General features: G+C 27.7%; 22 protein-coding genes and 1 pseudogene. 19 read left to right on the forward strand and 4 right to left on the reverse strand.

Going from position 1 to position 23,440, the window contains the following annotated elements:
- Positions 1-16 precede the first annotated feature (16 nt).
- The 6 genes and pseudogenes from RYM86_RS13590 (at position 17) to RYM86_RS13615 (ending at position 4,149) form a co-directional block, all read left to right on the forward strand.
- Positions 17-928, forward strand: coding sequence for an EamA family transporter (locus tag RYM86_RS13590; RefSeq protein WP_315081135.1), 912 nt, complete (start codon positions 17-19; stop codon positions 926-928).
- A 73-nt stretch (positions 929-1,001) separates the two neighbouring features.
- A complete protein-coding gene (locus RYM86_RS13595) occupies positions 1,002-1,397 on the forward strand; it encodes a helix-turn-helix domain-containing protein (protein WP_399547790.1) in 396 nt (131 codons plus the stop codon).
- A complete protein-coding gene (locus tag RYM86_RS13600; RefSeq protein ID WP_315081136.1) occupies positions 1,398-2,084 on the forward strand; it encodes a DUF554 domain-containing protein in 687 nt (228 codons plus the stop codon).
- A gap of 42 nt (positions 2,085-2,126) precedes the next feature.
- A pseudogene (locus tag RYM86_RS13605) lies at positions 2,127-2,219 on the forward strand (GNAT family N-acetyltransferase); the annotation flags it as partial.
- A 148-nt stretch (positions 2,220-2,367) separates the two neighbouring features.
- Positions 2,368-2,520 (forward strand): zinc-ribbon domain-containing protein, encoded by a 153-nt coding sequence (locus tag RYM86_RS13610; protein ID WP_003373161.1) that lies wholly within the window; start codon positions 2,368-2,370, stop codon positions 2,518-2,520.
- Between the two features lie 330 nt (positions 2,521-2,850).
- Positions 2,851-4,149, forward strand: coding sequence for a DEAD/DEAH box helicase (locus RYM86_RS13615; protein WP_315081137.1), 1,299 nt, complete (start codon positions 2,851-2,853; stop codon positions 4,147-4,149).
- 402 nt (positions 4,150-4,551) lie between these two features.
- Here RYM86_RS13615 and glpQ read toward each other — a convergent pair whose 3' ends face one another.
- Positions 4,552-5,652, reverse strand: coding sequence for a glycerophosphodiester phosphodiesterase (gene glpQ, locus RYM86_RS13620; RefSeq protein WP_315081138.1), 1,101 nt, complete (start codon positions 5,650-5,652; stop codon positions 4,552-4,554).
- 513 nt (positions 5,653-6,165) lie between these two features.
- Positions 6,166-7,833: a GxGYxYP domain-containing protein gene (locus RYM86_RS13625; protein ID WP_315081139.1), complete on the reverse strand. Its 1,668-nt coding sequence runs from the start codon at positions 7,831-7,833 to the stop codon at positions 6,166-6,168.
- Positions 7,834-8,136: 303 nt separating this feature from the next.
- Between RYM86_RS13625 and RYM86_RS13630 the strand changes: the two genes are divergently transcribed.
- The 12 genes from RYM86_RS13630 to RYM86_RS13685 all read left to right on the forward strand — a co-directional run bounded on the left by RYM86_RS13630 (position 8,137) and on the right by RYM86_RS13685 (position 21,010).
- Positions 8,137-8,763: a DUF47 family protein gene (locus RYM86_RS13630; RefSeq protein WP_315081141.1), complete on the forward strand. Its 627-nt coding sequence runs from the start codon at positions 8,137-8,139 to the stop codon at positions 8,761-8,763.
- Positions 8,756-9,754, forward strand: a complete 999-nt coding sequence (locus RYM86_RS13635) for an inorganic phosphate transporter (RefSeq protein ID WP_315081142.1) — start codon at positions 8,756-8,758, stop codon at positions 9,752-9,754. The genes RYM86_RS13630 and RYM86_RS13635 overlap by 8 nt, the downstream gene beginning before the upstream one ends.
- A 275-nt stretch (positions 9,755-10,029) precedes the next feature.
- Entirely contained in the window at positions 10,030-10,602 is a 573-nt protein-coding gene (locus RYM86_RS13640) for an RNA polymerase sigma factor (RefSeq protein WP_315081143.1), read from the forward strand.
- Positions 10,602-11,423 (forward strand): hypothetical protein, encoded by an 822-nt coding sequence (locus RYM86_RS13645; protein ID WP_315081145.1) that lies wholly within the window; start codon positions 10,602-10,604, stop codon positions 11,421-11,423. The genes RYM86_RS13640 and RYM86_RS13645 overlap by 1 nt, the downstream gene beginning before the upstream one ends.
- A gap of 268 nt (positions 11,424-11,691) precedes the next feature.
- Entirely contained in the window at positions 11,692-12,609 is a 918-nt protein-coding gene (locus RYM86_RS13650; protein ID WP_315081146.1) for an AraC family transcriptional regulator, read from the forward strand.
- 153 nt (positions 12,610-12,762) lie between these two features.
- Positions 12,763-14,427 (forward strand): alpha-glucosidase, encoded by a 1,665-nt coding sequence (locus RYM86_RS13655; protein WP_315081148.1) that lies wholly within the window; start codon positions 12,763-12,765, stop codon positions 14,425-14,427.
- A 744-nt stretch (positions 14,428-15,171) separates the two neighbouring features.
- The gene (locus RYM86_RS13660) at positions 15,172-17,058 is read left to right on the forward strand and encodes a PTS sugar transporter subunit IIA (RefSeq protein WP_315081149.1); all 1,887 of its coding nucleotides are present in this window, start codon (positions 15,172-15,174) and stop codon (positions 17,056-17,058) included.
- Between the two features lie 14 nt (positions 17,059-17,072).
- Positions 17,073-17,474 (forward strand): PTS sugar transporter subunit IIA, encoded by a 402-nt coding sequence (locus RYM86_RS13665; protein WP_315081150.1) that lies wholly within the window; start codon positions 17,073-17,075, stop codon positions 17,472-17,474.
- A gap of 2 nt (positions 17,475-17,476) precedes the next feature.
- Positions 17,477-17,752: a PTS sugar transporter subunit IIB gene (locus RYM86_RS13670; protein ID WP_003373783.1), complete on the forward strand. Its 276-nt coding sequence runs from the start codon at positions 17,477-17,479 to the stop codon at positions 17,750-17,752.
- Between the two features lie 72 nt (positions 17,753-17,824).
- Entirely contained in the window at positions 17,825-19,174 is a 1,350-nt protein-coding gene (locus tag RYM86_RS13675; RefSeq protein WP_315081153.1) for a PTS ascorbate transporter subunit IIC, read from the forward strand.
- Between the two features lie 80 nt (positions 19,175-19,254).
- Positions 19,255-20,067: a transketolase gene (locus tag RYM86_RS13680; RefSeq protein WP_315081155.1), complete on the forward strand. Its 813-nt coding sequence runs from the start codon at positions 19,255-19,257 to the stop codon at positions 20,065-20,067.
- A gap of 16 nt (positions 20,068-20,083) precedes the next feature.
- The gene (locus tag RYM86_RS13685; protein WP_315081157.1) at positions 20,084-21,010 is read left to right on the forward strand and encodes a transketolase family protein; all 927 of its coding nucleotides are present in this window, start codon (positions 20,084-20,086) and stop codon (positions 21,008-21,010) included.
- A gap of 70 nt (positions 21,011-21,080) precedes the next feature.
- Here RYM86_RS13685 and RYM86_RS13690 read toward each other — a convergent pair whose 3' ends face one another.
- The gene (locus RYM86_RS13690; protein WP_315081158.1) at positions 21,081-22,181 is read right to left on the reverse strand and encodes an S-layer protein; all 1,101 of its coding nucleotides are present in this window, start codon (positions 22,179-22,181) and stop codon (positions 21,081-21,083) included.
- Entirely contained in the window at positions 22,175-22,822 is a 648-nt protein-coding gene (locus tag RYM86_RS13695; protein ID WP_315081160.1) for an RlpA-like double-psi beta-barrel domain-containing protein, read from the reverse strand. The genes RYM86_RS13690 and RYM86_RS13695 overlap by 7 nt, the downstream gene beginning before the upstream one ends.
- A gap of 217 nt (positions 22,823-23,039) precedes the next feature.
- Between RYM86_RS13695 and RYM86_RS13700 the strand changes: the two genes are divergently transcribed.
- On the forward strand, positions 23,040-23,435 hold the full coding sequence (locus tag RYM86_RS13700) for a MarR family transcriptional regulator (protein WP_315081161.1): 396 nt from the start codon (positions 23,040-23,042) through the stop codon (positions 23,433-23,435).
- The last annotated feature ends 5 nt before the right edge of the window (positions 23,436-23,440 follow it).

Here is a 23,440-nt window from a genome sequence, read left to right on the forward strand (position 1 = left end):
GAGGAGTGAAAATATAGTGAACTTTCAGCCACGGATAAAAGGAATAACACTAGTAATCATAGGATCCATGCTATGGGGAATATCAGGTACTGTTGCTCAATACTTATTTCAGGAAAAAGGATTTAGTCCAGAATGGCTTGTTGTGATCCGTCTATTAGTATCAGGGGTAATCTTATTATTATATGTTTTTATGAAAGGTAAACAAAATATATGGGAAATCTGGAAATCTAAACATGATGGCTTGAGTATTATATTTTTTAGTATTTTAGGTATGTTAGGTGTGCAGTATACATATTTTGCTGCTATTAAATATGGAAATGCAGCAACAGCAACAATACTTCAATATTCATCACCAATAATAATTACTTGTTATTTAGCTATTCGTACTAAAAAAATTCCCGATTTGCAAGAAATTATTGCTATTGGATTAGCGATGTTAGGTACATTTTTTATCATTACAAAAGGTAATATTCATAGTATATCTATTTCTAAGTTAGCATTATTCTGGGGAATTACTTCAGCATTTGCAGCAGCTTTTTATACTGTACAACCTCATTCACTTCTTACAAAATGGGGTTCTGTACTAGTAGTGGGATGGGGCATGTTAATAGGGGGAATAGCTTTTAGCTTTATACAGCAGCCATGGAATTGCACTGGTAAATGGTCTATTACTTCAATATTGGCTATTACATTTGTAGTATTATTTGGAACTCTAATTGCTTTTACTTGTTTCCTGGAAAGTTTAAAATATATAAAACCAACAGAGTCAAGTGTATTATCATCAGCAGAACCCTTATCAGCAGCTTTATTATCTGTATTATGGTTACATGAGCAGCTTGGAATAGCACAATGGATAGGAACGGCGTGCATTATAATTACAATTATAATTTTGTCTCGTGTAAAAAACAAAAAAAGTATAGAATTATAAAAGTAACTAATAAAAATAATAAAACTATATAAAAAAGAACAACTAGAATCATTAAATAAAAAGAGGTGTTAGTTTGAAGGATCTATTTACGATAGGGGAGATTGCAAATTTATTTAGAATAAACATAAGAACATTAAGGTATTATGATGAGATAAATTTGTTAAAACCGGAATGTATAGACTCGAATTCTAAGTATCGCTATTATTCAACGAAACAGTTTGAACGTCTTAATACTATTAAATATTTACGGACGCTGAATATGCCTCTATCTAAGATTATTGATTTTTTTGAAAATAGAGACATAGAAACATTAGTTTATATGTTAAAAGAACAGCAGGAAGAAATTGTGCGGAAAAAGCATGAGTTGGAACTAATAGAACGAAAAATTCAAACTCGCATTACGCAGATTGAAGACGCAATTAATACGGAATATAATCTTTATATCTATAAACTTATAGGGGTGATTTAAATGTTAGGAACAATTATAAATACTGGGACCATCATTATTGGAACCATTGTAGGATGTGTAGTTAAAAAAGGAATTAAGGATGAATATCAGGGAGCACTTTTTAATTCCATGGGGTTTGCAGCTACGGCACTAGGTATTAATGCTATCGTAAATAATATGTCGAGCAGTAATTATCCGGTATTGTTTATAGTAAGTCTTGCTATTGGCAGTTTGATAGGTTCAATGATAAATATTGATGAAAAGTTTCAAAAACTGATTGGAAAATATTCAAAGTCCAATCTGGGACAAGGATTGTCAACAGGAATATTGCTTTACTGTATTGGGACTCTTTCTATATTAGGTCCAGTAATGAGTGCTATTTATGGGGATAATACATATTTATTTACAAATGCTACGTTAGATTTAGTTACTTCAATGGTATTTGCATCCACATATGGAATAGGAATGATAGTTGCAGCACCTATTTTATTTGTTTGGCAAGGAAGTATTTATTTGGTAGCACATTATTTATCAGGCTCCTTCTTTTCGGCTGATTTGGTGAGGGAACTTTCTATTGTTGGTGGGGTTTTAATAGCTAGTTCCGGAATTAGTATTTTGAAAATTAAAGATTGTAAAACTTTAAATATGTTGCCAGCTTTATTTGTGCCTATTTTGTTTTTTATAGTAAAGAGAGTTATAGGATTTTAAAATAGAGTATTTACAGTTCATAAAGTATTTCAGAGGCGAAAAATGAATATAAGAAGGTATCTATCAAAAGATTGTAAGGAAATTATAAAATTGTTTTATGATACAGTTCATTCTGTTAATTCAAAAGATTATAATGAAAAAGGTATTGCAATAAATTAATTAGTATGATATAATAAATGAATAGCGAATATGCTAACAAAAAAAGTTTCATTTAGATAGATAGTTTCTCGTAAATTAGAGATTATATTATCCATTTAGAATCTTAAATTTAGGAGGAATATTTATGACAGATAAGACAATTGTATGCAGAGATTGCGGAAGTGAATTCATATTTTCAGTAGGAGAACAAGAATTCTACAAAGAAAAAGGATTCGATAACGAACCAACAAGATGTGCAGCTTGTAGAAGAGCTAAAAAAGAACAAAATAGAAGATAATTTTAGATTGTTATAAGGTTGTAGTTTAAACTACAACCTTTTTTGATATTTCTATTATTAGTAAATAAAATTAGAAATTACTAATAATGTAGAGAACCATACCATAAATAAAGAATAAAAGTAAAATAATATTCCAATAAATAAGTAATGCTATTTTGCTAAAATAATTGTATAATAATTATGAGAGACTCTCGCTATAAGTATGGGTTTGTTACTTATACATAGCTAGTGTCTTTCTTTGTTTTTTGTAAAGAAATAAATAAGAGTTTATTTTAATAATATAATTTATGAGGGCAGTGAATTTTTATAATGCCCTAAAAAGGAGAAAAAATGTTATTTAAAGATTTAAATATAATAGAACCAATTCAAAAGGCTTTAACAGAAGCGGGATATACAAATCCTACGCCAATACAAGAACAATCAATTCCATCATTGTTAAATGGAAAAGATTTTTTAGGATGTGCACAAACAGGTACAGGTAAGACAGCAGCTTTTGCTATTCCTGTTTTACAAAACATAGCACAAAATCAAAAAAAATCAGATAAATCAAGAACAATAAAAGCTTTAATATTAGCACCAACTAGAGAATTAGCAATTCAAATAGAAGAGAATTTCACTCTTTATAGTAAGCATACTAATATTAAAAATACAGTAATATTTGGTGGAGTATCACAAAAGCCTCAAACTAGAATATTAGGTGAGGGAGTAGATATTTTAATTGCAACACCAGGAAGATTACTTGATTTAATAGATCAAAAATACATTGATTTAAGTAATGTTAAGCACTTTGTTTTAGATGAAGCTGACCGTATGTTTGATATGGGAATGGTTCGTGATGTTAAGAAAATAGTAGCTAAGTTACCAAAGGTTAGACAAAATCTTTTATTCTCTGCGACTATGCCTTCAGAAGTTAAGAGCTTAGTAAACAGTATTCTTAAAGATCCAGTAAAAGTTGAAGTAGCACCTGTTTCATCAACTATAGATACTATTACTCAAGGAGTATATTTTGTTACGAAAAAAGATAAGAAGTCTTTACTTGTTCACCTTCTTAAAGATGAATCTATTAAGTCATTATTAGTATTTTCAAGAACAAAATATGGAGCAAATAATATTGTAAAAGATCTTGCTAAGACTGGAACTGAGTCTCAAGCAATTCATGGTAATAAGTCTCAAAATGCAAGACAACTTGCTTTAAGCAATTTTAAAGAGGGTAAAATAAGAGTTTTAGTAGCAACTGATATAGCTGCAAGAGGAATCGATGTAGATGGATTATCTCATGTTATAAATTATGATTTACCTGATGTACCAGAAACTTATGTACATAGAATTGGAAGAACTGGTAGAGCTGGACATAGCGGTGTAGCAATATCATTTTGTGATGTTGATGAAAAAAGTGCACTTAAGGATATTGAAAAGACAATAGGAAAAAACATTCCTGTAATGAAGAATGTTGAATTTGAAAGAATAGTTATAAATAGAGAACCAGCTCAAAAGAAAGAAGCAGATAAGAAGACCACTGATGCTAATAAAAAACCAAAAAGAAATTGGTATGGTGATAAAAGAAGAAGCCAAGGTAATGGTAGTCAGCAAGGAAAGAGACAAAGTGGTAGAACTCAACAAGCTAGATAGAATATAAGCATATGATAAGTTTGTTGTAATACATATTGAATTATTATAAGGTAGTAGCTTTTCAGTTCAGTGCTGGAGCTACTATTTTTTTGATTTTATTATAAGAATGAAAAAATCCAAATGATGAACATATTGTTGAATAACTAAAAAACATGAAGAAGCCAAATCTCATCCTAATAAAGAAGATATGGAAAATGTTAAAGAATTAGTTGAAGATATATTATAGAAGCTAAGTTAATTTTAATTAATAATTGTATTAGATATAATATATAAAAATTAATTAAAAAATTACCGATAGTTAAAAGAAAAATATAAACTATCGGTAACTTATTTTTATTTAATCTGTCTGGATGTACTTATGAATAGATTAACACTTGACTAAAAAATAACTATTTATTTAAATTATTTTATTGGTCCTTCGTTTTTTGCCTTTACTCCGATGTCAGCAAAATCTGTAAATAAACCATCTACATTAACTTCAAATAATAATTTTCTAATAAATTGATCTGCATCTTTAGCGTATTTTGGTAGATCATCTTTACGTACTGTATATGGATGGATTTCAAGATTATTAGCATGTGAATCGTTTACAAAGTTTGCATTAGCAACTAAAGCACTCTTCTTTTGATTTCCATCTTCATCTAATATTTGATCTATAGATGGACCTACACCATCAGCATATTTTGCAATTTCTTTTAATCCCTTAGCAGAAAGTAAGTATGGAACGTCATCACCCTCATTATCATCCCAATCTGAGTGACCTATTAATTGAACTAACTTACATTTAGGCTTTAAAGTTTCTTTAAAGCTCTTTAAATAAGTTGGATCGAAACATTGGATGTAACATTTAGCATTTTTTTGGTTGTAACCATATTCTTCAAGCATTTTTAAAGTTATAGCTCCAATATCATGTCCATTTTCTTTATAGAATTTAGGGAATTTCAATTCAGGGTATATTCCTACATTACGTCCAGTACTCTTGTTAAGTCCTTGAATTAATTGAAGTTCTTCTTCTAAAGTAGGTACTTCAAAATGAGCATTTCCTAGTGTGAATCTGTCTTTGAAAACAGCATTTCCTGTATCAAGATCTATACGTTCATGTACACTAAGATTTTTAATTTCTTTTAAAGTAAAGTCAACTATATAGTATCTTCCATCAGCACGTTTTCTGTTTGGATAAAGATCTGCCACATTAGTTGTTGTATCTAGATGAGTGTCATGCATTACTACTGGAACACCATCTTTAGTGATATTAACATCTGCTTCTATATAATCTGCTCCCATTGCATATGCCAAAGAGTATGCTTCTAAAGTATGCTCAGGTAAATATCCTGAAGCTCCTCTATGAGCAATTATTATTTTATCAGATTTATTAATACTTTGATTTGCTTCTTTTGAAGCTGAAATTGTTGCTGCATTACAACTTACTTGTCCACAAACAACAAGACCTACACTTAAAACTAATGCAGTAGCTAAAGCTACTAATTTACGTGTTCTTTTCATTAATACCACTCCTAAACGTTTTCATTTAATTCGTAATAATAAAATTAAAAAAGCGCTATTAACAAAGGCAAAAAATGCACCTTTAAAAATAGCGATCAATAAACTCTCTTACTATAAAATATTATTAAATTATGGTTAATATTGCTATCACAATTGAATGATACTACAGATTTTAATTTCTAGCAAGCATCAATTAAGGATTTTTTTACCTCAAATTTAGACATCAAATTTTGGCTTTTATATTAAATAATTTATGGAAATAATAAATTTAACTAATTATTGTGTAAATAATTAGTTTATTTAATTATTTTTTAGGATATTAATATATTGAAGATAACCTAAAAAGTAATTATTTTACACATAAAAGGTTTTCAAAAAATATTAACTTCTATGTTAAATCTATGAAAATTTGCTCAAATTAGTTTAAAAAACTATACAAAATGAATATAATTATTTAGGGATAAGATATAATATTTTTTATTTCAAATTTAGACATAATAAACATAATTAATATCAATAAGGTTCTATATTGTCTTTTATTAATTTCATAAAGGTATCTGGAGTGACAACTCTTACTTTAGAATTTTCGTTTAATTTATTTACTACATCTTGAACATTATCCATGGTATTACTCCATACATGAACATAAACAAATGTATAAGAATTAGGATTGTTTATATTTGTATAACCTAAGTCAATTCTATCATTAACATTTTTAATTAATTGATTTTCATCTTCTAATCCACCCCAAAGTAAATCACGACAGGATACTATAGGTTTATTATTTGTCCAGAGTAGTTTCCCATCATAACTATTATTTTTTTCATAGTTAAGATAAAAAAGTCCATTTATATTATTATGCTTAGTATATTTTTCCCACAAATCTTTTCTATAAAAAGCATTATCATCAAGTATTAGAACATAATTTTGATCAACTTTTTGCATATATTCATTTAGCGTTTCAGTATAATCATCTAGTTTGTTAATAGGAAATTTACTAGGGTACATATAGCCATTTCCAGAAGGTGGAACTATATAGTTATCACTATATTTTGAATAACTAGCACTTTTATAGTATTTACTAAAAACTGTAGGTGCTAAATAATAAATAGATGGACTTATAGACCAACCTAAATTGAAATTTCCTCTATAAGGAGATCCATACCAATTTTTTGAACTATAATTGCTACCAAGCAACCATTGTTGATTATCTCCATCGGACATAATAAATGTAACATAATGAACACCATCTTCTGATAAAATATCAATATTAGATTTTTGGGTTTGTGGAGTACATGGATATGAGCTTAATACTGAAAGATTGTAAGACCAATCAGCAGCAATTACATCTATACCAAACTTAGAAGCAATAGTTACATTAGTATGTTCATCAGGTCCCCAACCTAAGCAATGTGAATTATTATCCATAGATTTAAAAATGGTTTCTCTTAAAGAATTATCATTTTTATCATCTTCATAAAAAATTAGAGATTTTGATAGTATTGCATAATCTCTTAAAGCCATAGTTTTATCTGGAGACAATTCTATCACAGTAGAATGATTTAATCCTAAATTCCACAAATTATTATATGCCCAATATTTATCTGTATCTTTGCAATCCTGAATTAAAGTATTCACTCCATAAGTTTTAACTTTGTTTTCTAATGATTCATCAATGGCAATTGAATTTTTTAAAGAGGCAAGAGTGCAAGCATTATTTATAGAAGGATAATTTAGTTTACTGTATAATACGTATCCATCTATATATGATTTAAATTTATTTAATAATTTCCAAGGATTTTTAATAATTTTATATTTAACATTATAATTATGTTTTAAATCTTTGAGCCAAGTGCCATAATCCGGTTCATTAGGACTAGTAATATAAATTTGATGATCAGATTTAGTTGCAATAATGCCTTGTAGAGTAGATATCATAGTTTGTTCTTCTTTAGTCATGTGATTTTCTGATATGACATATAAGTATTTTGGCTGAATGGAATTTTTAATATAAGGTTCATTAGTCTTTAAAATATCAGTATTAAAATCTTGCGAATAATTACTTGAACAATTTTTCATAACATTTACATCTGAAAAAAATTTTGGAGAATATAATATGGAATTAAAAGAAAAGATTATAGTTAAAAATATTAAAAAACATATTCTAATGGATTTTTTCATAAGTACATACCTCACACATAATTATTATCTAATATTTATTATAATTAGTTAGATATGAATAGTTTATGCATGAATAATATTATAGTTATTATTTGTAATTTTATAGATTTAAGATTTTAAACTATAAAACAATATATTTTTATCAGCATTTATAAGTTGAATACTTTACATAAAATATTAAATTTATGTTAAATTTATAAAATTTTACTCAAATGAGTTTAAAAATTTACCACAAAAGGAATATAATTATTGGGGGATTAAAATCAGATGTAATATTTTTATATTAATCTAGGAGATGAAAAAATGTTTAATTTTAATTGTAAAGAAGATAAATTTTATCAGATGTTATTAAAATCAGCTGAAATTGTTAATGAAGCTGCTATTGAATTGAGAACAAGTTTAGAGTGTTTAGATAAAAGAGAAATACAAGTAAAGAATACATCAGAATTAGAAAACATTGGTGATGAATTAGTTCGCACTTTAATTAAAGAATTAAATGAGGCATTTATAACACCTATAGACCGAGAAGACATATATGAAATAATAAAAGAAATGGATAATATTTTAGATTCCATTAATTCAACAGTTCACAGATTTATAATGTTTGATATAACAGAAAGTACAGAAGAATTAAGAGAAATATGTAATATGTTAGTACAAGCTACTGAAGAACTTGTAGTACTAATGAGAGAGTTAAAAATACATGGTTGTAAATCTAAAAATATAAATACTAAAATCATGAATATAAGTAAAATCGAAAGTGAAGCAGATAAAATATTTAGAAAGACTGTACAGCAATTATTTAAGTATGAAGAGGATCCAATCGCAATTATGAAATGGAAAGAAATATATCAAATTTTAGAAGATACAGTGGATAATTGTGAAAAAGTAGCTGATATAGTAGAAAGAGTTGTAATTAAAAATGCATAGTTCGTTAATTATAACAATACTAATAATAATTTTTGCGGTAGCATTTGACTTTATAAATGGTTTCCATGATACAGCTACAGCTGTTGCAACTTCAATAACTACAAGGGCACTTACTCCTAAGCAAGCTATAATAATATGCTGTATATTTAATTTTTTAGGTGCTTTTATGGGGACAGCCGTTGCAAAAACAGTGGGAGAAAATATTGTAAGCCATGCATCTATACCACAATGGGTAATAATGTGCGTATTAATTTCATCTATAATTTGGAATTTACTAACGTGGTATTTTGGAATTCCAAGTAGCTCATCTCATGCGTTAATAGGAGCACTTGTAGGAGCAGGAATTGCATATACTAGTACTTTTAATGTTGTTAATTGGTACAACCTTTTTCACAGTGTAATTTTATGGTTATTTCTTTCACCTGTGATAGGATTTATAGTTGGATATATATTGATAATAATATTAAATTTTGCATTAAAGTCTTATAAGAGAAATGTTGTAAATAAGATATTTTTAAAATTACAAGTATTAGCTGGAGCATTTATGGCATTTAACCATGGTGGAAATGATGCTCAAAAATCTATGGGAATAATAACTATGGCATTACTAAGTGGTGGGTTAATAAGTACATTTGAAGTGCCTACATGGGTAATTTTTATTTGTGCATTATCAATGGCACTTGGAACTTCTATAGGTGGTAAAAAAATAATAAAAACTATGGGAAGTGGAATGGCAAAATTAACTCCTGTAAATGGATTTGCAGCTCAAACTGGTGCTGCTTGCGTAATATTAACAGCAACATTATTTCATGCGCCAGTAAGTACAACACATATAATAACAACAACTATAATGGGAGTTGGGGCATCTAAAAGATTTAAAAATGTAAAGTGGGGAGTAGCGAAACAAATAGTGTGGGCATGGGTTTTAACTATTCCAATAACAGCAATATTCTCAGCATTACTTATATTGATAATTAAATTATTTATATAATAATAAATACATAACATACGAAATAAAAGTAATTTTATAGCTATATAATAAAAAGTGCTATCTTTGAAATAAAATGTACTCTATGATTTAAGTACGTTTTATAACCAAAGGGCGCTTTTTTATTTTAAAAAGCAGAATGCAGTGATATTATGGCTTAATATTAAAAACTAATATTAACTTAAAATAAAATATTATTATAAATGAACCATTTTGGAATTTAAAACCTCTTATATATAGATGCATCTAAAAAGGCCTTTAGGAAAGGAGATATTAAAGTGAACGAAAATGAACTTGTTAAAAAAATCCAGTCTGGTGATATGAATGCTTTAGGCGAAATATTTGAAATATACAAAAATCAAGCATTAAAATATGCATATTTAATTACAGGTAATAGATTTACTAGTGAAGATATTGTACAAGAAACATTTATAAAATGTTATTTAAGTGCTAAGAGTCTAAAGAATATAGAACAATTTAAACCATGGTTTTTTAAAATTCTTACAAGAATTGCTTGGAAACATGTAGGTAAAGAGAAAAAAGCTTTGCCTTTTGAAAATATTTTTGAAAAAGCAAATGATGAAAGTATGTATAAATCAATAGATATATATATAAGAAACCAAGAGGCAGAAACACTTCATGCTGAAATTGAACATTTGAATTTAAAGCAAAAAACAGCAATAATACTTTTTTACTTTAATGGATTGAGTGTAAAAGAAATTGCAAAAATTATGGGATGCTTTGAGGGGACAGTAAAATCAAGGCTTTATACTGCAAGGAAAAAATTAAAAGAAACCTTATCAAAGGATAAAAAGTGTGAAATATCAAAAGCAAAGGAGTGTGGAGTTTAATGGATAAAAAGTTAAATGAGAGTTTAGATAAAAAAATTACAGATTGTTTAAATAAAAAATCTGATGAAATTTCAGCTCCAGAAAATATGTTTTTTAAAATTAGAGCTGGAATTTTAGATGAAAAAAATGAAAATAGAGGAGCGTTATTTAATATGAAGATTAGATTTTTAAAAGCAAAAACTATGATAGTAGCTGGGCTTTTATGCATAGCAACGACTGTAACTTGTGTTGCAGCAACAGGGGGATTACACTGGAGTTCAAGTAGCTCTAGAATGAATGAAATTAATAAGTTTCCAACAGAAGATGTAGTTAAAGATACTGTTGGCTATTGTCCTAAATATGTAGATGAATTTTCAAATGGATTTAAATTTCAATCATTTAACTTTTCGGATAGCTCATTAGAAAATGATAATGGTAATTCAGTTTTAAAAACTAAAGATGCATATTTTTATTATACAAGATCTGGATCAGAAAAAAATCAATATTTATCTATGAGTGCAACTCCTATTAGTGAAGAATATTTTAACAAAGATATAGAAAATAAAAAAGATATTACTGAATATGATGGTATTAAAATATATTATAATAGTATTCAACGTAAATTTGTTCCAGAGGATTATGTGCAAACAGAAGAAGATTTAAAATTAATTAAAGAAGGACTTTTAGATATGGCTTTTGGTAGTGATGAAATTGATGAATGCAAAAGTCAATCTGTAAGCTGGTATGAAGATGGTATTCAATATTTAATTCTGAATATGGCATATGATGATGTTGATAAAGATCAAATGATTGAAATGGCTAAAGCAGTTATAAATAAGTAAATTTAAATAAAAAAGAGTAGCTCTAAAATTTTTAATGTCCTATATGTTAAGGATATTTAAAAATAAGTAGTTACTCTTTTTATTATGTTATAAATTATATAAAATTTTTATATTATAAAGCCCTAGTACTAAGGGTATTATAGAAATTTGGTTTATATAGCAATTAATTTAAAGTTAAGGAATTTAAACTTTGCATATTTCTTATATGGTAAAATTATATAAAAAGTAATGGGAAAATTAATTTATATTTTAAGTTAGAGGTTAAATTATGGAAAAAAATCAACTTAAGGAAATTAAAAAGCACGGTACAGCATATTTTCCGTGTGCATTTTATTGTACAGAGAGTGAGTCAAGAGACTTAATTGTAAAGCATCATTGGCATGATCAGTTAGAGTTAATTCACATGAAAAAAGGTAAATTTCAAGTAGAGATAGATATGGATAAGCATATTGTAGATGAGGAATGTATTTGTTTTATTAATAGTGAGGAGCTTCATTTTATCAAATCAAATCATCCATGTAGGGAAAGTGCTATTGTTTTTGATTTAAAAATGCTTAGTTTTGATATGTTTGATTCTATACAAGGCTCATTAATTCAACCATTATTAAATGGTGAATTAAAGATGCCACATTTTATTTTTAAGAAAGAAAAATATGGAGAAGAAATTTTAAAAGAGTATTCTGAGATTTTAGAAGCCTATAAAATAAGGGGACAAATATCACAAAATTCAGAAGGTAATATTGCAGAAAAATTATCCTCACAAATAAAAATAAAAGCATCTTTATTAAAAATTTTAGCGATACTATATGAAAATAATTTGCTTATAAAAGAGAATAATAAAAATAAAGATTATAGAGTAGAGTATATTAAAACAGCTATTTCTTATATTCAAAATAATTATTCAGAAAAGATACATATAAAAGATTTAGCACAGCAAATTAATATGAATGAACAATACTTTTGCCGTTTTTTCAAAAGGATGATTGGTAAAACTCCTATGGAATATGTTAATGAATATAGAATAAAGAAGGCTAAAGAACTATTAATGGAAACTAATAGGCAAGTCATGGATATATGTTTAGAGTGTGGATTTCATAATATGGGGAATTTTATTAAAGTATTTAAGAAACATACAGGAATAAATCCAATGAAATATAGAAAAGATTTTGGCAATAAAAAGTCATAAAAACGTAACTTTAAATCATTAATACGTAAGAAAATCTGAATTTAAGACTGTATTATATAATCATAGTAAAGAAATGAGAGTCTTATGAGGAGGTGAATTTTGGTGAGGGATTAGAGAAAAATTAAATTTAAAATCTCTTACTAAATATAAATTATGATAAAAAAATGGTGGCATGACAAAGTAGCATATCAAATATATCCTAAAAGTTTTAATGATTCTAATGGAGACGGAATAGGTGATTTAAGAGGAATTATTAATAAACTTGATTATTTAAAAGAATTAGGAGTAGATATAATTTGGATTTCTCCAGTTTATTGTTCTCCAATGGTAGATCAAGGATACGATATTTCTGATTACTATAATATAGATCCTAGATTTGGAACGATGGAAGAAATGGATGAGTTATTAAAAGAAGCTAAAGCAAGGGATATGCACATATTAATGGATTTAGTTGTTAATCATTGTTCAGATCAACATGAATGGTTCAAAAAAGCAATAGCAGATCCAGAGGGGGAATTTGCTGATTATTTCTATTTTAGAGAAGGTAGAGATGGAAATCCACCTTGTAATTGGCGTTCATATTTTGGAGGCAGTGTATGGGAAAAGATACCCAACAGTAATAAATACTATCTTCATTTATTTGCAAAGGAGCAACCAGATTTAAATTGGGAAAATCCTAAACTAAAAAAGAAATTATATGACATGATTAATTGGTGGCTTGAAAAAGGTTTATCAGGATTTAGAATTGATGCAATTATTAATATAAAAAAGGATTTAAGATTTGAAGATTTCCCAGCTGATAGAGAGGACGGACTTTGTAGTATGCACAATATGTTAGATGCAGCAGAAGGTGTTGGGGATATGCTTAAAGAATTAAGAGAAGAAACTTTTGACAAGTTTGATGCTTTTACAGTTGGAGAAGTATTTAATGAAAAAGAAGGCGAGCTTTATAAATTTATAGGCAAAGATGGTTATTTCTCTTCTATGTTTGATTTTAGCATGAACATACTAGGAGAAAATGAAAAGGGTTGGTATGGTTATAGAGATTTTACTCCAAACGAATTAAGAAAGGTGATTTTTGATAGCCAAATAAAAACAGCTGATATTGGATTTAAAGCAAGTATTATTGAAAATCATGATGAGCCAAGAGGTGTAAGCAGATATCTTCCTACTGAATATTGTAATGATCATAGTAAAAAGATGTTAGCAGCTATATCACTTATGTTAAGAGGAATTCCCTTTATTTATCAAGGTCAAGAGCTTGGAATGTCAAATAATAAATTTAATTCAATAGAAGAAATTGATGATATTTCAACAATAGATCAATATAATGTTGCAATTAAACATGGATATAGTGAAGAAGAAGCATTAAAAATTGTAAATAAGTATAGCAGAGATAATACAAGAACACCATTCCATTGGAATGATAGTAAAAATGCAGGATTTACAGAAGGAGAACCTTGGCTTGTAGTAAATGAAAATTATAAGGAAATAAATGCAGAATCACAAATTGATGATGAAAATTCTATATTTGCATTCTATAAGAAACTTATAAATTTAAGAAAATCTGATGAATTTAAAGATGCAGTAGTATATGGTGAATTTAAGCCGATATTAGAAGAACATGATAATATTTTTGCTTTTTATAGAGAGAGCTTAGATAAGAAGTTAATGTTAGTAGCTAATTATCAAAGAGATGAACAAGTAATTGAATTACCAAGTTATAAGAATGTATTAATTAATAATTATGAAACAGTAAATGTTGAAGACAAGAAAATAACATTACAAGGCTATCAAGTATTGGTTTTTGATATTTAAAACAGAGTAAATATAATGATAGGTTTTATTATTAGAAAAGTAGTAGTGGCATTAGATAAAGATGCTACTACTATTTTTTTGTATTATGTGAATTATAATTATTTTCCAATTGACAAATATGATATTGAAAAGTTATTGAAATAATAATTAAGATGTTTTGTCATTATTTAATCACAATATTTAAGTTTATAAATATAAATTTCGAGAAAGCTATATGGATAAGAAATGTCTCTATAGCTTTTTTTGGTGTATAGAAAATTATATAATTTTTAGATATTAAAAATTTATAGAATTAGAGTTTATAGAATTTTATTTGAAAATTGGCTCTGTTTTAAATATGTACTTCTTATTCATAGATCAACATTATGCTAAAATACAGCTTAAAAACTAAAAAACAGATAATAGGGAAAAATTTCCTGGGAAATTTCAATGTATATTTAAATTCACTAGATCACTTTTAACTAAGTATGATGTAATGAATTTGTACATTAATAAAATCCAATTAATATTAAGATAATAGAAATATAGAAATACTTTTATTTTTGAGTAAATAATCTAAATGTAATTCTAAAAAAGAACATTTTATACTATAATCCCATTATTAAAATATAAAAATGCCTTAAAATATAAACGAAAATTTAAATATATTATAAAAGTTGCCACAATTCGTGAAGTAAATTGGTATAGAAGAAACTGATGAAATCGAATACAATAATGACATAAGGTAGCTTGAGGAGGGAAAAGTTGATTACACTTAACAAGAGACAGAAGGATATAATTAATTTTTTAGAATCAAAAGATGAATACGTAACAATTGATTGTATTGCTAAGTTTTTTGAAGTTAGTTCTAGAACAATTAGAAATGACTTAGACTCTATAGAAGATTTAATGAAAGAATCAAATATAATTCTTGAAAGAAAGCCAAGAGTAGGAATTAAGTTAATTCTTAAAAATGGTCAAGACATTCAAGAAGTAATAAATGAGCAGGATTATAAAATCTATTCTTCAGATGACAGAATAACAATAATTACACTACTTTTAATAATAAAAGGAAAAGTAACTATAGAAGAGTTAGCTAAGGATGTTGATGTTAGTAAGAACACATTAGTTCAAGATTTTAAATTAGTAACTACTAAATTAGAAGAATACAATATACAGGTTTCAAAGAAAACATATTACGGAATAACTATAAATGACAATGAAGAAAAGATAAGAAATGTTTTTTTCAGTATATATAGTAAATTAAGTGATGAGCTGAAGCATGATATTCAAGAGAGACTAATACAAGAAACAAACTTAAAACATTCTGTTATTAAAGAAAAAATAGAGAAAATAGAAAAAAACATAGGCACAGTATATTCTGAAGAATCAATAGAAGAATTAGAGATTATAACTTTACTATCAATAAATAGATATAATAATAATTTCAAAATTGATTATTCTGAAAAGGAAAAAAGCAGTTTAATAAAGAGAAGAGAGTTTAATGTTTTAAAAGAAATTTTAAGTTTAGATGACTTAGAAATATGTTATTTATTGAAAATATCTGATGGATCTAGAAGAGCTGTTGGAGGAGAAGTAAATAATATAACACAAGAAATATTAGATGAACTTTGCAAAACACTTAATATAGACTGTAGCAATGATTTAGAATTTACAAGCCAAATAGCAATGCATTTAAAGGTAGCAATTCATAGAATAAAAAATAATTTAGTTATAGAAAATCCTATGTTAGAAGAAATAAAATACAAGATGTCTTTCATATACCAAATAACTGAAACTATATTATCAAGCAAAGAAGACATTATAGGTGTAAAGTTCCCAGAAGAAGAAATAGCATACATGGCAATGTACTTTGATGCTATCTTTGAAAGAAATATAAAATCTAAATTTACATATAAGATTTTACTAGTATGTAATGGAGGATTAGCAACATCAAGTCTTTTAAAAGTAAGAATAGGGGCTATGCTTCCTGAATTAGAGATAAAAAATGTATGTAGATTAAAAGATCTTGATAAAGAACTTGAAAATACAGATATAGATTTTATAGTAAGCACTATTCCAGTTAAAGCAGATAAATACAAGGTTATAAAAGTAAATCCATTATTAGATAATAGTGATGTAGATAAAATTAAAACTGAAATTTATAATAAACGTTATGAAAAAAATTGTGAATATCTAATAGATTTAGTTAAGAGTGATAATGAAAGTGAAATAACTAAGTTATTACCACAAGATGTCACTCAATTAGATGTAGACATTGATGACTGGAAAGAAGCTATAGAAGTAGCGACAAAACCATTAGTAGATCAAAATAAGATAACTAAAGATTATTCAAAAGAAATTATAAAGGTTATAGAGAACTTAGGCAATTACATGGTATTTATACCTAAAGTAGCATTCGTTCATGCTACACCAGATAATGTTTTAGAAAATTCTATGGCATTATTAACTCTTAAATCAGAGATACAATTTGGCAGTAAGAACAAAGTTCCAGTTAAAGCTATGGTTGTATTAGCAAATAAAACTGAGAATATGAATTTAGTAAACTTATTAGAAATAATTACAAAAGGCGAGAATATAGAAAAACTTAAAAATGCAGCAAGCTATGATGAAATAAAAAGTATAACTTAAGAGAGGTAATATAAATGCTAGTAAAAGTTGTTGATAGAGTAGAGGATTATAAAGAAGCTATAAAGCTTTCTTGCGATATATTAGAAGAAAACGGAATTGTTGAAAAAAGATATTATGATTCTATATTAAAAAAGATAGAAGATCTTGGCCCATATTTCTGTATAGCTGATGGGGTAGCAATGCCACATGCAAGACCAGAAGATGGAACTTTAAAAGAGGGTGTTAGCGTTGTAAAACTTAACAATCCAGTGGACTTTTTGGGAAAAGAAATAAATGTGTTTTTTACACTTTCTGCAAAGGATAATGACTCACACTTAGATTTACTAAGAAAAATTGCAGAAGTTTGTATGAATAAAGAGAAATTGAATATAATAATAAATTCAAAATGTGAAAAAGAAATCAAGGAGGTACTTTAATTATGAAAAAGATTATGGCAGTTTGTGGATCAGGTTTAGGATCAAGTTTTATGGTGGAAATGAACATTACGGATGTATTAAGAGAATTAGGCGTAGATGATCAATATGAAGCAAATCACACATCTTTAGCTGACGTAACAGCATCAGATGCAGATATATTTGTAACAGGAATAGATTTAGCAGATAGTGCAAGTCACTTACCAGAACTTATAGTTTTAGACTCTTTATTAGATAGAGATGAATTAAAAAGAAAGATTCAAGAAAAAATAGGTCTTTAAAATAATAAAGTGGTAATTTAAATTACCACTTTCCAAAAATTAAATATTTAAATAAGCTTAGGAGGAATTACAATGGGTGGTATTTTAAAAATTGCAGTAGACTTTTTATCAGAACCAGCAGTATTAATAGGTCTTATAGTTTTAGTTGGATTAGTACTTCAAAAGAAACCAGCCGATGCAATAGTAAAAGCTACATTAAAAGCAATGGTTGGATTTGTAGTTATAGCATCAGCTGCAGGCGTAATCGTTGGATCATTAGAACCATTTGGAGTTATGTTTGAAGCAGGATTTAATATATCAGGGGTTATACCTAACAATGAAGCTGTAGTAGCAATGGCTATGGACAAGTTTGGAACAAACACAGCTTTAATTATGACTTTTGGTATGATAGCTAACATAATAATAGCAAGATTTACAAAGTATAAATACATATTTTTAACAGGTCATCATACATTATTTATGGCATGTATGATAGCAGTTATATTAGGATCAGCTGGAATGAGTGGAGCTCACTTAATCTTCACAGGTTCATTAGCACTTGGTCTTATAATGATCTTATCACCAGCTATATTACAACCGTTCATGAAGAAAATTACAGGAAATGATTCTGTTGCATTAGGTCACTTCTCAGGAATTGGTTATGCAGTATCAGCTATAATCGGTAAATTAGTAGGAAAAGGTTCAAAATCAACAGAAGAAATGAAAGTTCCTAAATCTCTAAGTTTCTTAAGAGATTCAGTAGTTTCAATTTCACTTACAATGTTAGTATTATATGTTGGGGTTGCTATAGCAGCAGGTCCAGAATTTGTAGAAACAGAGTTGTCAGGTGGAAAGAATTTTATAGTTTATTCAATGATTCAAGCATTAACTTTTGCAGCTGGATTTATATTAATCCAAAATGGTGTTAGATTAGTACTTAACGAAATAGTTCCTGCATTTAAAGGAATTTCAACTAAGTTAGTTCCTAATTCAAAACCAGCATTAGATTGTCCTATAGTATTCCCATATGCACAAAATGCTGTATTATTAGGATTTATCTTCTCATTCTTAGGCGGAGTAGTTTCAATGTTAGTATTAGGAGCATTAGGATTAGTAATCATAATCCCAGGTGTTGTTCCTCACTTCTTCACAGGAGCTACAGCAGCAGTATTTGGTAATGCAACAGGTGGTAGAAGAGGTGCTATGATAGGTTCATTTGTAAATGGAGTTATGATTTCATTCTTACCAGTAGCATTATTACCTGTACTAGGAAACTTAGGTTTTGCTAACTCAACATTCTCAGATGGTGACTTTGGAATAGTTGGTATATTCCTTGGTAAAGTTCAAGAGTTCGTTGGAGGAGTAGGATTAACTGCAACATTACTCGGAATAGTTGCTATAATGATAGGCTTAACAATGGTAAGCAAGAAAAAAGAAGCATAAAAAAATAATAAATATATAATAAAAAAAATGAGGAATTAAATTCCTCATTTTTTCAAATATAAAATTGGAGGTAACAATCTATGAATAAGCAACATTTAGAAAATATATCAAAAGAATTAAGAAAAGATATTATTGAAATGATTTATGAATCAGGTTCAGGACATCCAGGTGGATCTTTATCAATAATAGATGTAGTTACATATTTATATTTTGAAAAGATGAACATAGATCCTAAAAACCCTAAGTTAGAAGGTAGAGATAGATTTATATTAAGTAAAGGTCATGCAGCACCAGCTCAATATGCTGTATTAGCTAAAAGAGGATTCTTTGAAAGAGAAGAATTAAAGAATTTAAGAAAATTAGGATCATTCTTACAAGGTCATCCAGACGCTAAAAAATGTCCAGGAGTTGAAATTTCTACTGGATCTTTAGGACAAGGATTTTCAAATAGTTGTGGATTAGCTTTAGCATCTAAAATGGATAATAAAAGTGAAAATATTTATGTTGTCTTAGGCGATGGAGAAATACAAGAAGGAATAGTTTGGGAAACAGCTATGGCAGCAGCTAAATTTAAATTAGATAACTTAGTTGCTATTGTTGATAAAAATGGGATTCAACTAGATGGAAGAACATCAGAAATAATGGGTGTAGATCCATTAGGCGATAGATGGAAAAGTTTTGGCTGGAATGTTATAGAATGTGATGGACACAATTTTGATGAAATAGATGAAGCTTTTAATAAAGTAGGACAAGTAGAAGGAAAACCTACAGTAATAATAGCTCACACAATCAAAGGAAAAGGTATATCTTTTATGGAAGACAACGTTGCATGGCATGGTATGGCTCCATCAAAAGAACAAAAAGAACAAGCTATAATTGAATTAAGTAAGTAGTAGGAGGAGAAAGCACATGAAAAGAGCAACTAGAGAATCATACGGAGCAACTTTAGCTCAATTAGGAAATGAAAATAAAAATATAGTAGTATTAGATGCGGATCTTTCAAAAGCTACTAAATCAGAAATTTTTGCAAAAGCACATCCAGATAGATTTATTAATGTTGGTATAGCTGAACAAAACATGATTGGTATGGCAGCAGGTCTTGCTAATGGTGGGAAAATACCTTTTGCTACTACTTTTGCAGTTTTTGCAGCAGGTAGAGCATTTGAAGTAATAAGAAATTCAGTATGTTATCCAAATGTTAATGTTAAAATAGCTGCAACTCATGCAGGAATAACAGTAGGTCCAGATGGTGGATCGCATCAGGCAATAGAAGATATTGCACTTATGGCATCATTACCTAACATGGTAGTTTTATCACCTGCTGATGATATTGAAGCTTGCAAATGTATTAAAGCAGCAGCTGAAATTAAATCTCCTGTTTATATAAGATTGGGAAGAATAGCATTAGATGATATATATACAGAAGATTATAATTTTGAAATAGGAAAAGGAAGTACTTTAGTTGAAGGAAATGATGTAACAATAGTTGCAACTGGAATAATGGTTCATAAGGTATTAAAAGCTGCTGAAGAACTTAAAACAGAAGGTATAAATGCTAGAGTTATAAATATTGCAACTATTAAACCAATAGATGAAGAAATAATAATAAAAGCAGCTAAAGAAACAAAAGGAATTGTAACAGTTGAAGAACATTCAATAATAGGTGGATTAGGTGATAGAGTAGCAAGCGTAGTTTGTGATAACTATCCAACTATGGTTAAGAAAATAGGGGTTAAAGATGTGTTTGGAGAATCTGGAGATCCAGATGGATTATTAGAAAAACATGGTTTAACTGTTGAAAATATTAAAAAAGTTTCTAAAGAATTAGTAAAATAAAATTTTATAATTTGTAATGAGTGGCTATTGCAAAAAAATGCAATAGCCACTTGTAAATTTAAGTATTATTTTATTCATAGTTAATATTTAAATCAAAAATTAAACTTGCAGATTTTGGAGTAAAAATTTCTTTAAATTCTTTTGTATTTATATTATAAGTAAATATAGATGTTGGATAACAAGACATCCCACATATAGATGCTGGTTCACTATTTTTAGGTACTCCAGCAAAATATATAAGATTTTCATCTCTAGACATTGTAGCTAAAGGAGGATGTGAAATTCCACTGACAATTGAATTTTCTGTATTTGCTAATATATTATCTGTCAGTATTGTTTTTAATTCTCCTGTATCTAAAGACAGTTCATAAATACCATATCCTGAATCATTATTTATATCGTAACCACATATAATAATCTTTTTCTCATCGTAGTTGTAAGAAATAGATTGTACTGATGTAGCCTGTATTTCAGCAATTTTTTTTAGATTATTTCCGTTTAAATCTGTTTCAAATATAGTGTGAGTTATTGGTACATATTTATCATTTTCTTCCCATTTTTGTAGTTCCAATTTCCTTGAAGCTGTTGAAATTATTAATTTATTATTTTTAACATCAAAAGCATCTGCTTGTCTATCTGAATCAGTCGTATCTATTATATCTATATCATATGAGCTATTTTCAATATTTACTCTTCCTACTTTAACTACGTTTTCTTTGGAACCAGTTATAAAATATATAAAATTATCATCTGAAATTTTAGCGCGTGACTTACCAAATTTATTATTAGTAATTTTAGATGTTTCATTATCATTGAAATTATGTAAATAAATTTGCCAAGGATCAGTTTCACCTACAGCATCAACATAGGCTACTTTAGATTCATCTGAGCTTAAATCTCCAGTAATGCCCACTTGTTTATCTTTTACAAGAATTTTTTCAGTATTATCATTAACATTTAATGATAATATATCACCTTTATTTTCACTAGAAAATGTTGATACAATAAGTTTATCTTTAGATGAGTCAGTTATCTTTTTACTATTTAATTCAGAAATTACATTTGCATTACTACAGCCAACTAATAAAATTCCTAAAAAACTTACCATTAAAATAAGTTTTTTAGAAATTTTAGTTGTAATGATAAGTTTTTTTAAGATTGAATTTACCAACGAATTGCACCATAAAAAATTCCGTCATCTGTATTTGCAATTCTTGAAAAAGATTCTTGTGACATATCTAAAATTCTTCCATTTGCATATGGTCCTCTATCTAATATTCTAACTGGAGTATTGTCCCAACCATTTTCTTCATTAAAAACTGTTACAGTTGTATAAAATGCAATAGCTTTATGTGCAGCACCATCGCTTGCCTGTGATCCAGATGCTGTATTTTCACCCCATATATTGTACCATGAAACCTCACCTTGATCTTCATGATTAGATCTTGTAAGTATACTTTTATAATCATCATCACTGTCACTTATAACATTTGCATCAGAACTTCCTCCAACAATAATTGGAGCACCTAAAGCATCATAAACTACAGTCATATTAGGTTTTATTTCAGGAACATTAACTTTTTCATTTCTTTTTGATTTTTTGTAGTCATTTGATGTATTTAATTTTTCATTGTCAATGTCAATGTCAATACTACCTTCCTTTAATACTTTCATATTTTCATTGGAATCATATTGAATTACAGTTCCAGGCTCCATATGCAAAGGTATTTTCCTTTCTGCTGCAAAAACAGAGCTAGTACATAACATTGAACTTAATAAAATAGTGGATGTTAAAATTTTTAAATTTTTCATAATAAATTCTCCTCTTCTAATTTATGTAAAATTAATTTACAACAAAATAGTAGCGCTTATTGTAATTTTTGTCAAGTTAATTTACAATAAAATGGTAGAACTTAATACTTTAAGTAAATCGAATTTGTAATAAATAATATCTTTTGTAACAAAATACTATTTAAAAATTAATAATAGCAAGATTTACATAATATGCATTTTTATATTTGAAATTGTTATGCTTATAAAAGAAATATATTCAAGTACAGTAGGTGCAATAAGTTGTGGTTTAAAGGAAGTAGGACTTACACATCAACAAATTATGGTTATAAAGCTAATAGCACATAATAAAAAGGTTAATATATCTGAGCTATGTGAAAAAATGTCATTATCTAAGGGAACAGTATCAGGAATAGTTACAAGGCTAGAAGCACTAGGATATGTTAAAAAGGTTAAATCAGAAGATGATAAAAGAAATACATATATTATTTTTTCAGATAAGGGATTAGAGTTTGCAAAAGAATATAAAAATAAAATTAATGAAAGTTTTGATAAGGTATTTAAAAATATAACTAAAGAAGAGATAGTAGAAGTTAAAAATAGTTTATTAAGGCTTAGAAATAAAATAAAGTAGAATTA

The sequence above is a fragment of the uncultured Clostridium sp. genome (assembly GCF_963527835.1).
Taxonomy (GTDB): domain Bacteria; phylum Bacillota; class Clostridia; order Clostridiales; family Clostridiaceae; genus Clostridium.

Bases quoted from the DNA above. Each gene is read 5' to 3' on its own strand.
- RYM86_RS13635 (WP_315081142.1), top strand. From the start codon at position 8,756: ATGCATAGTTCGTTAATTATAACAATACTAATAATAATTTTTGCGGTA.
- RYM86_RS13630 (WP_315081141.1), top strand. From the start codon at position 8,137: ATGTTTAATTTTAATTGTAAAGAAGATAAATTTTATCAGATGTTATTA.
- RYM86_RS13615 (WP_315081137.1), top strand. From the start codon at position 2,851: ATGTTATTTAAAGATTTAAATATAATAGAACCAATTCAAAAGGCTTTA.
- RYM86_RS13665 (WP_315081150.1), top strand. From the start codon at position 17,073: ATGCTAGTAAAAGTTGTTGATAGAGTAGAGGATTATAAAGAAGCTATA.
- RYM86_RS13675 (WP_315081153.1), top strand. From the start codon at position 17,825: ATGGGTGGTATTTTAAAAATTGCAGTAGACTTTTTATCAGAACCAGCA.
- RYM86_RS13695 (WP_315081160.1), bottom strand. From the start codon at position 22,822: ATGAAAAATTTAAAAATTTTAACATCCACTATTTTATTAAGTTCAATG.
- RYM86_RS13680 (WP_315081155.1), top strand. From the start codon at position 19,255: ATGAATAAGCAACATTTAGAAAATATATCAAAAGAATTAAGAAAAGAT.
- RYM86_RS13685 (WP_315081157.1), top strand. From the start codon at position 20,084: ATGAAAAGAGCAACTAGAGAATCATACGGAGCAACTTTAGCTCAATTA.
- RYM86_RS13670 (WP_003373783.1), top strand. From the start codon at position 17,477: ATGAAAAAGATTATGGCAGTTTGTGGATCAGGTTTAGGATCAAGTTTT.
- RYM86_RS13610 (WP_003373161.1), top strand. From the start codon at position 2,368: ATGACAGATAAGACAATTGTATGCAGAGATTGCGGAAGTGAATTCATA.
- RYM86_RS13600 (WP_315081136.1), top strand. From the start codon at position 1,398: ATGTTAGGAACAATTATAAATACTGGGACCATCATTATTGGAACCATT.
- RYM86_RS13645 (WP_315081145.1), top strand. From the start codon at position 10,602: ATGGATAAAAAGTTAAATGAGAGTTTAGATAAAAAAATTACAGATTGT.
- RYM86_RS13650 (WP_315081146.1), top strand. From the start codon at position 11,692: ATGGAAAAAAATCAACTTAAGGAAATTAAAAAGCACGGTACAGCATAT.
- glpQ (WP_315081138.1), bottom strand. From the start codon at position 5,652: ATGAAAAGAACACGTAAATTAGTAGCTTTAGCTACTGCATTAGTTTTA.
- RYM86_RS13625 (WP_315081139.1), bottom strand. From the start codon at position 7,833: ATGAAAAAATCCATTAGAATATGTTTTTTAATATTTTTAACTATAATC.
- RYM86_RS13655 (WP_315081148.1), top strand. From the start codon at position 12,763: ATGATAAAAAAATGGTGGCATGACAAAGTAGCATATCAAATATATCCT.
- RYM86_RS13700 (WP_315081161.1), top strand. From the start codon at position 23,040: ATGCTTATAAAAGAAATATATTCAAGTACAGTAGGTGCAATAAGTTGT.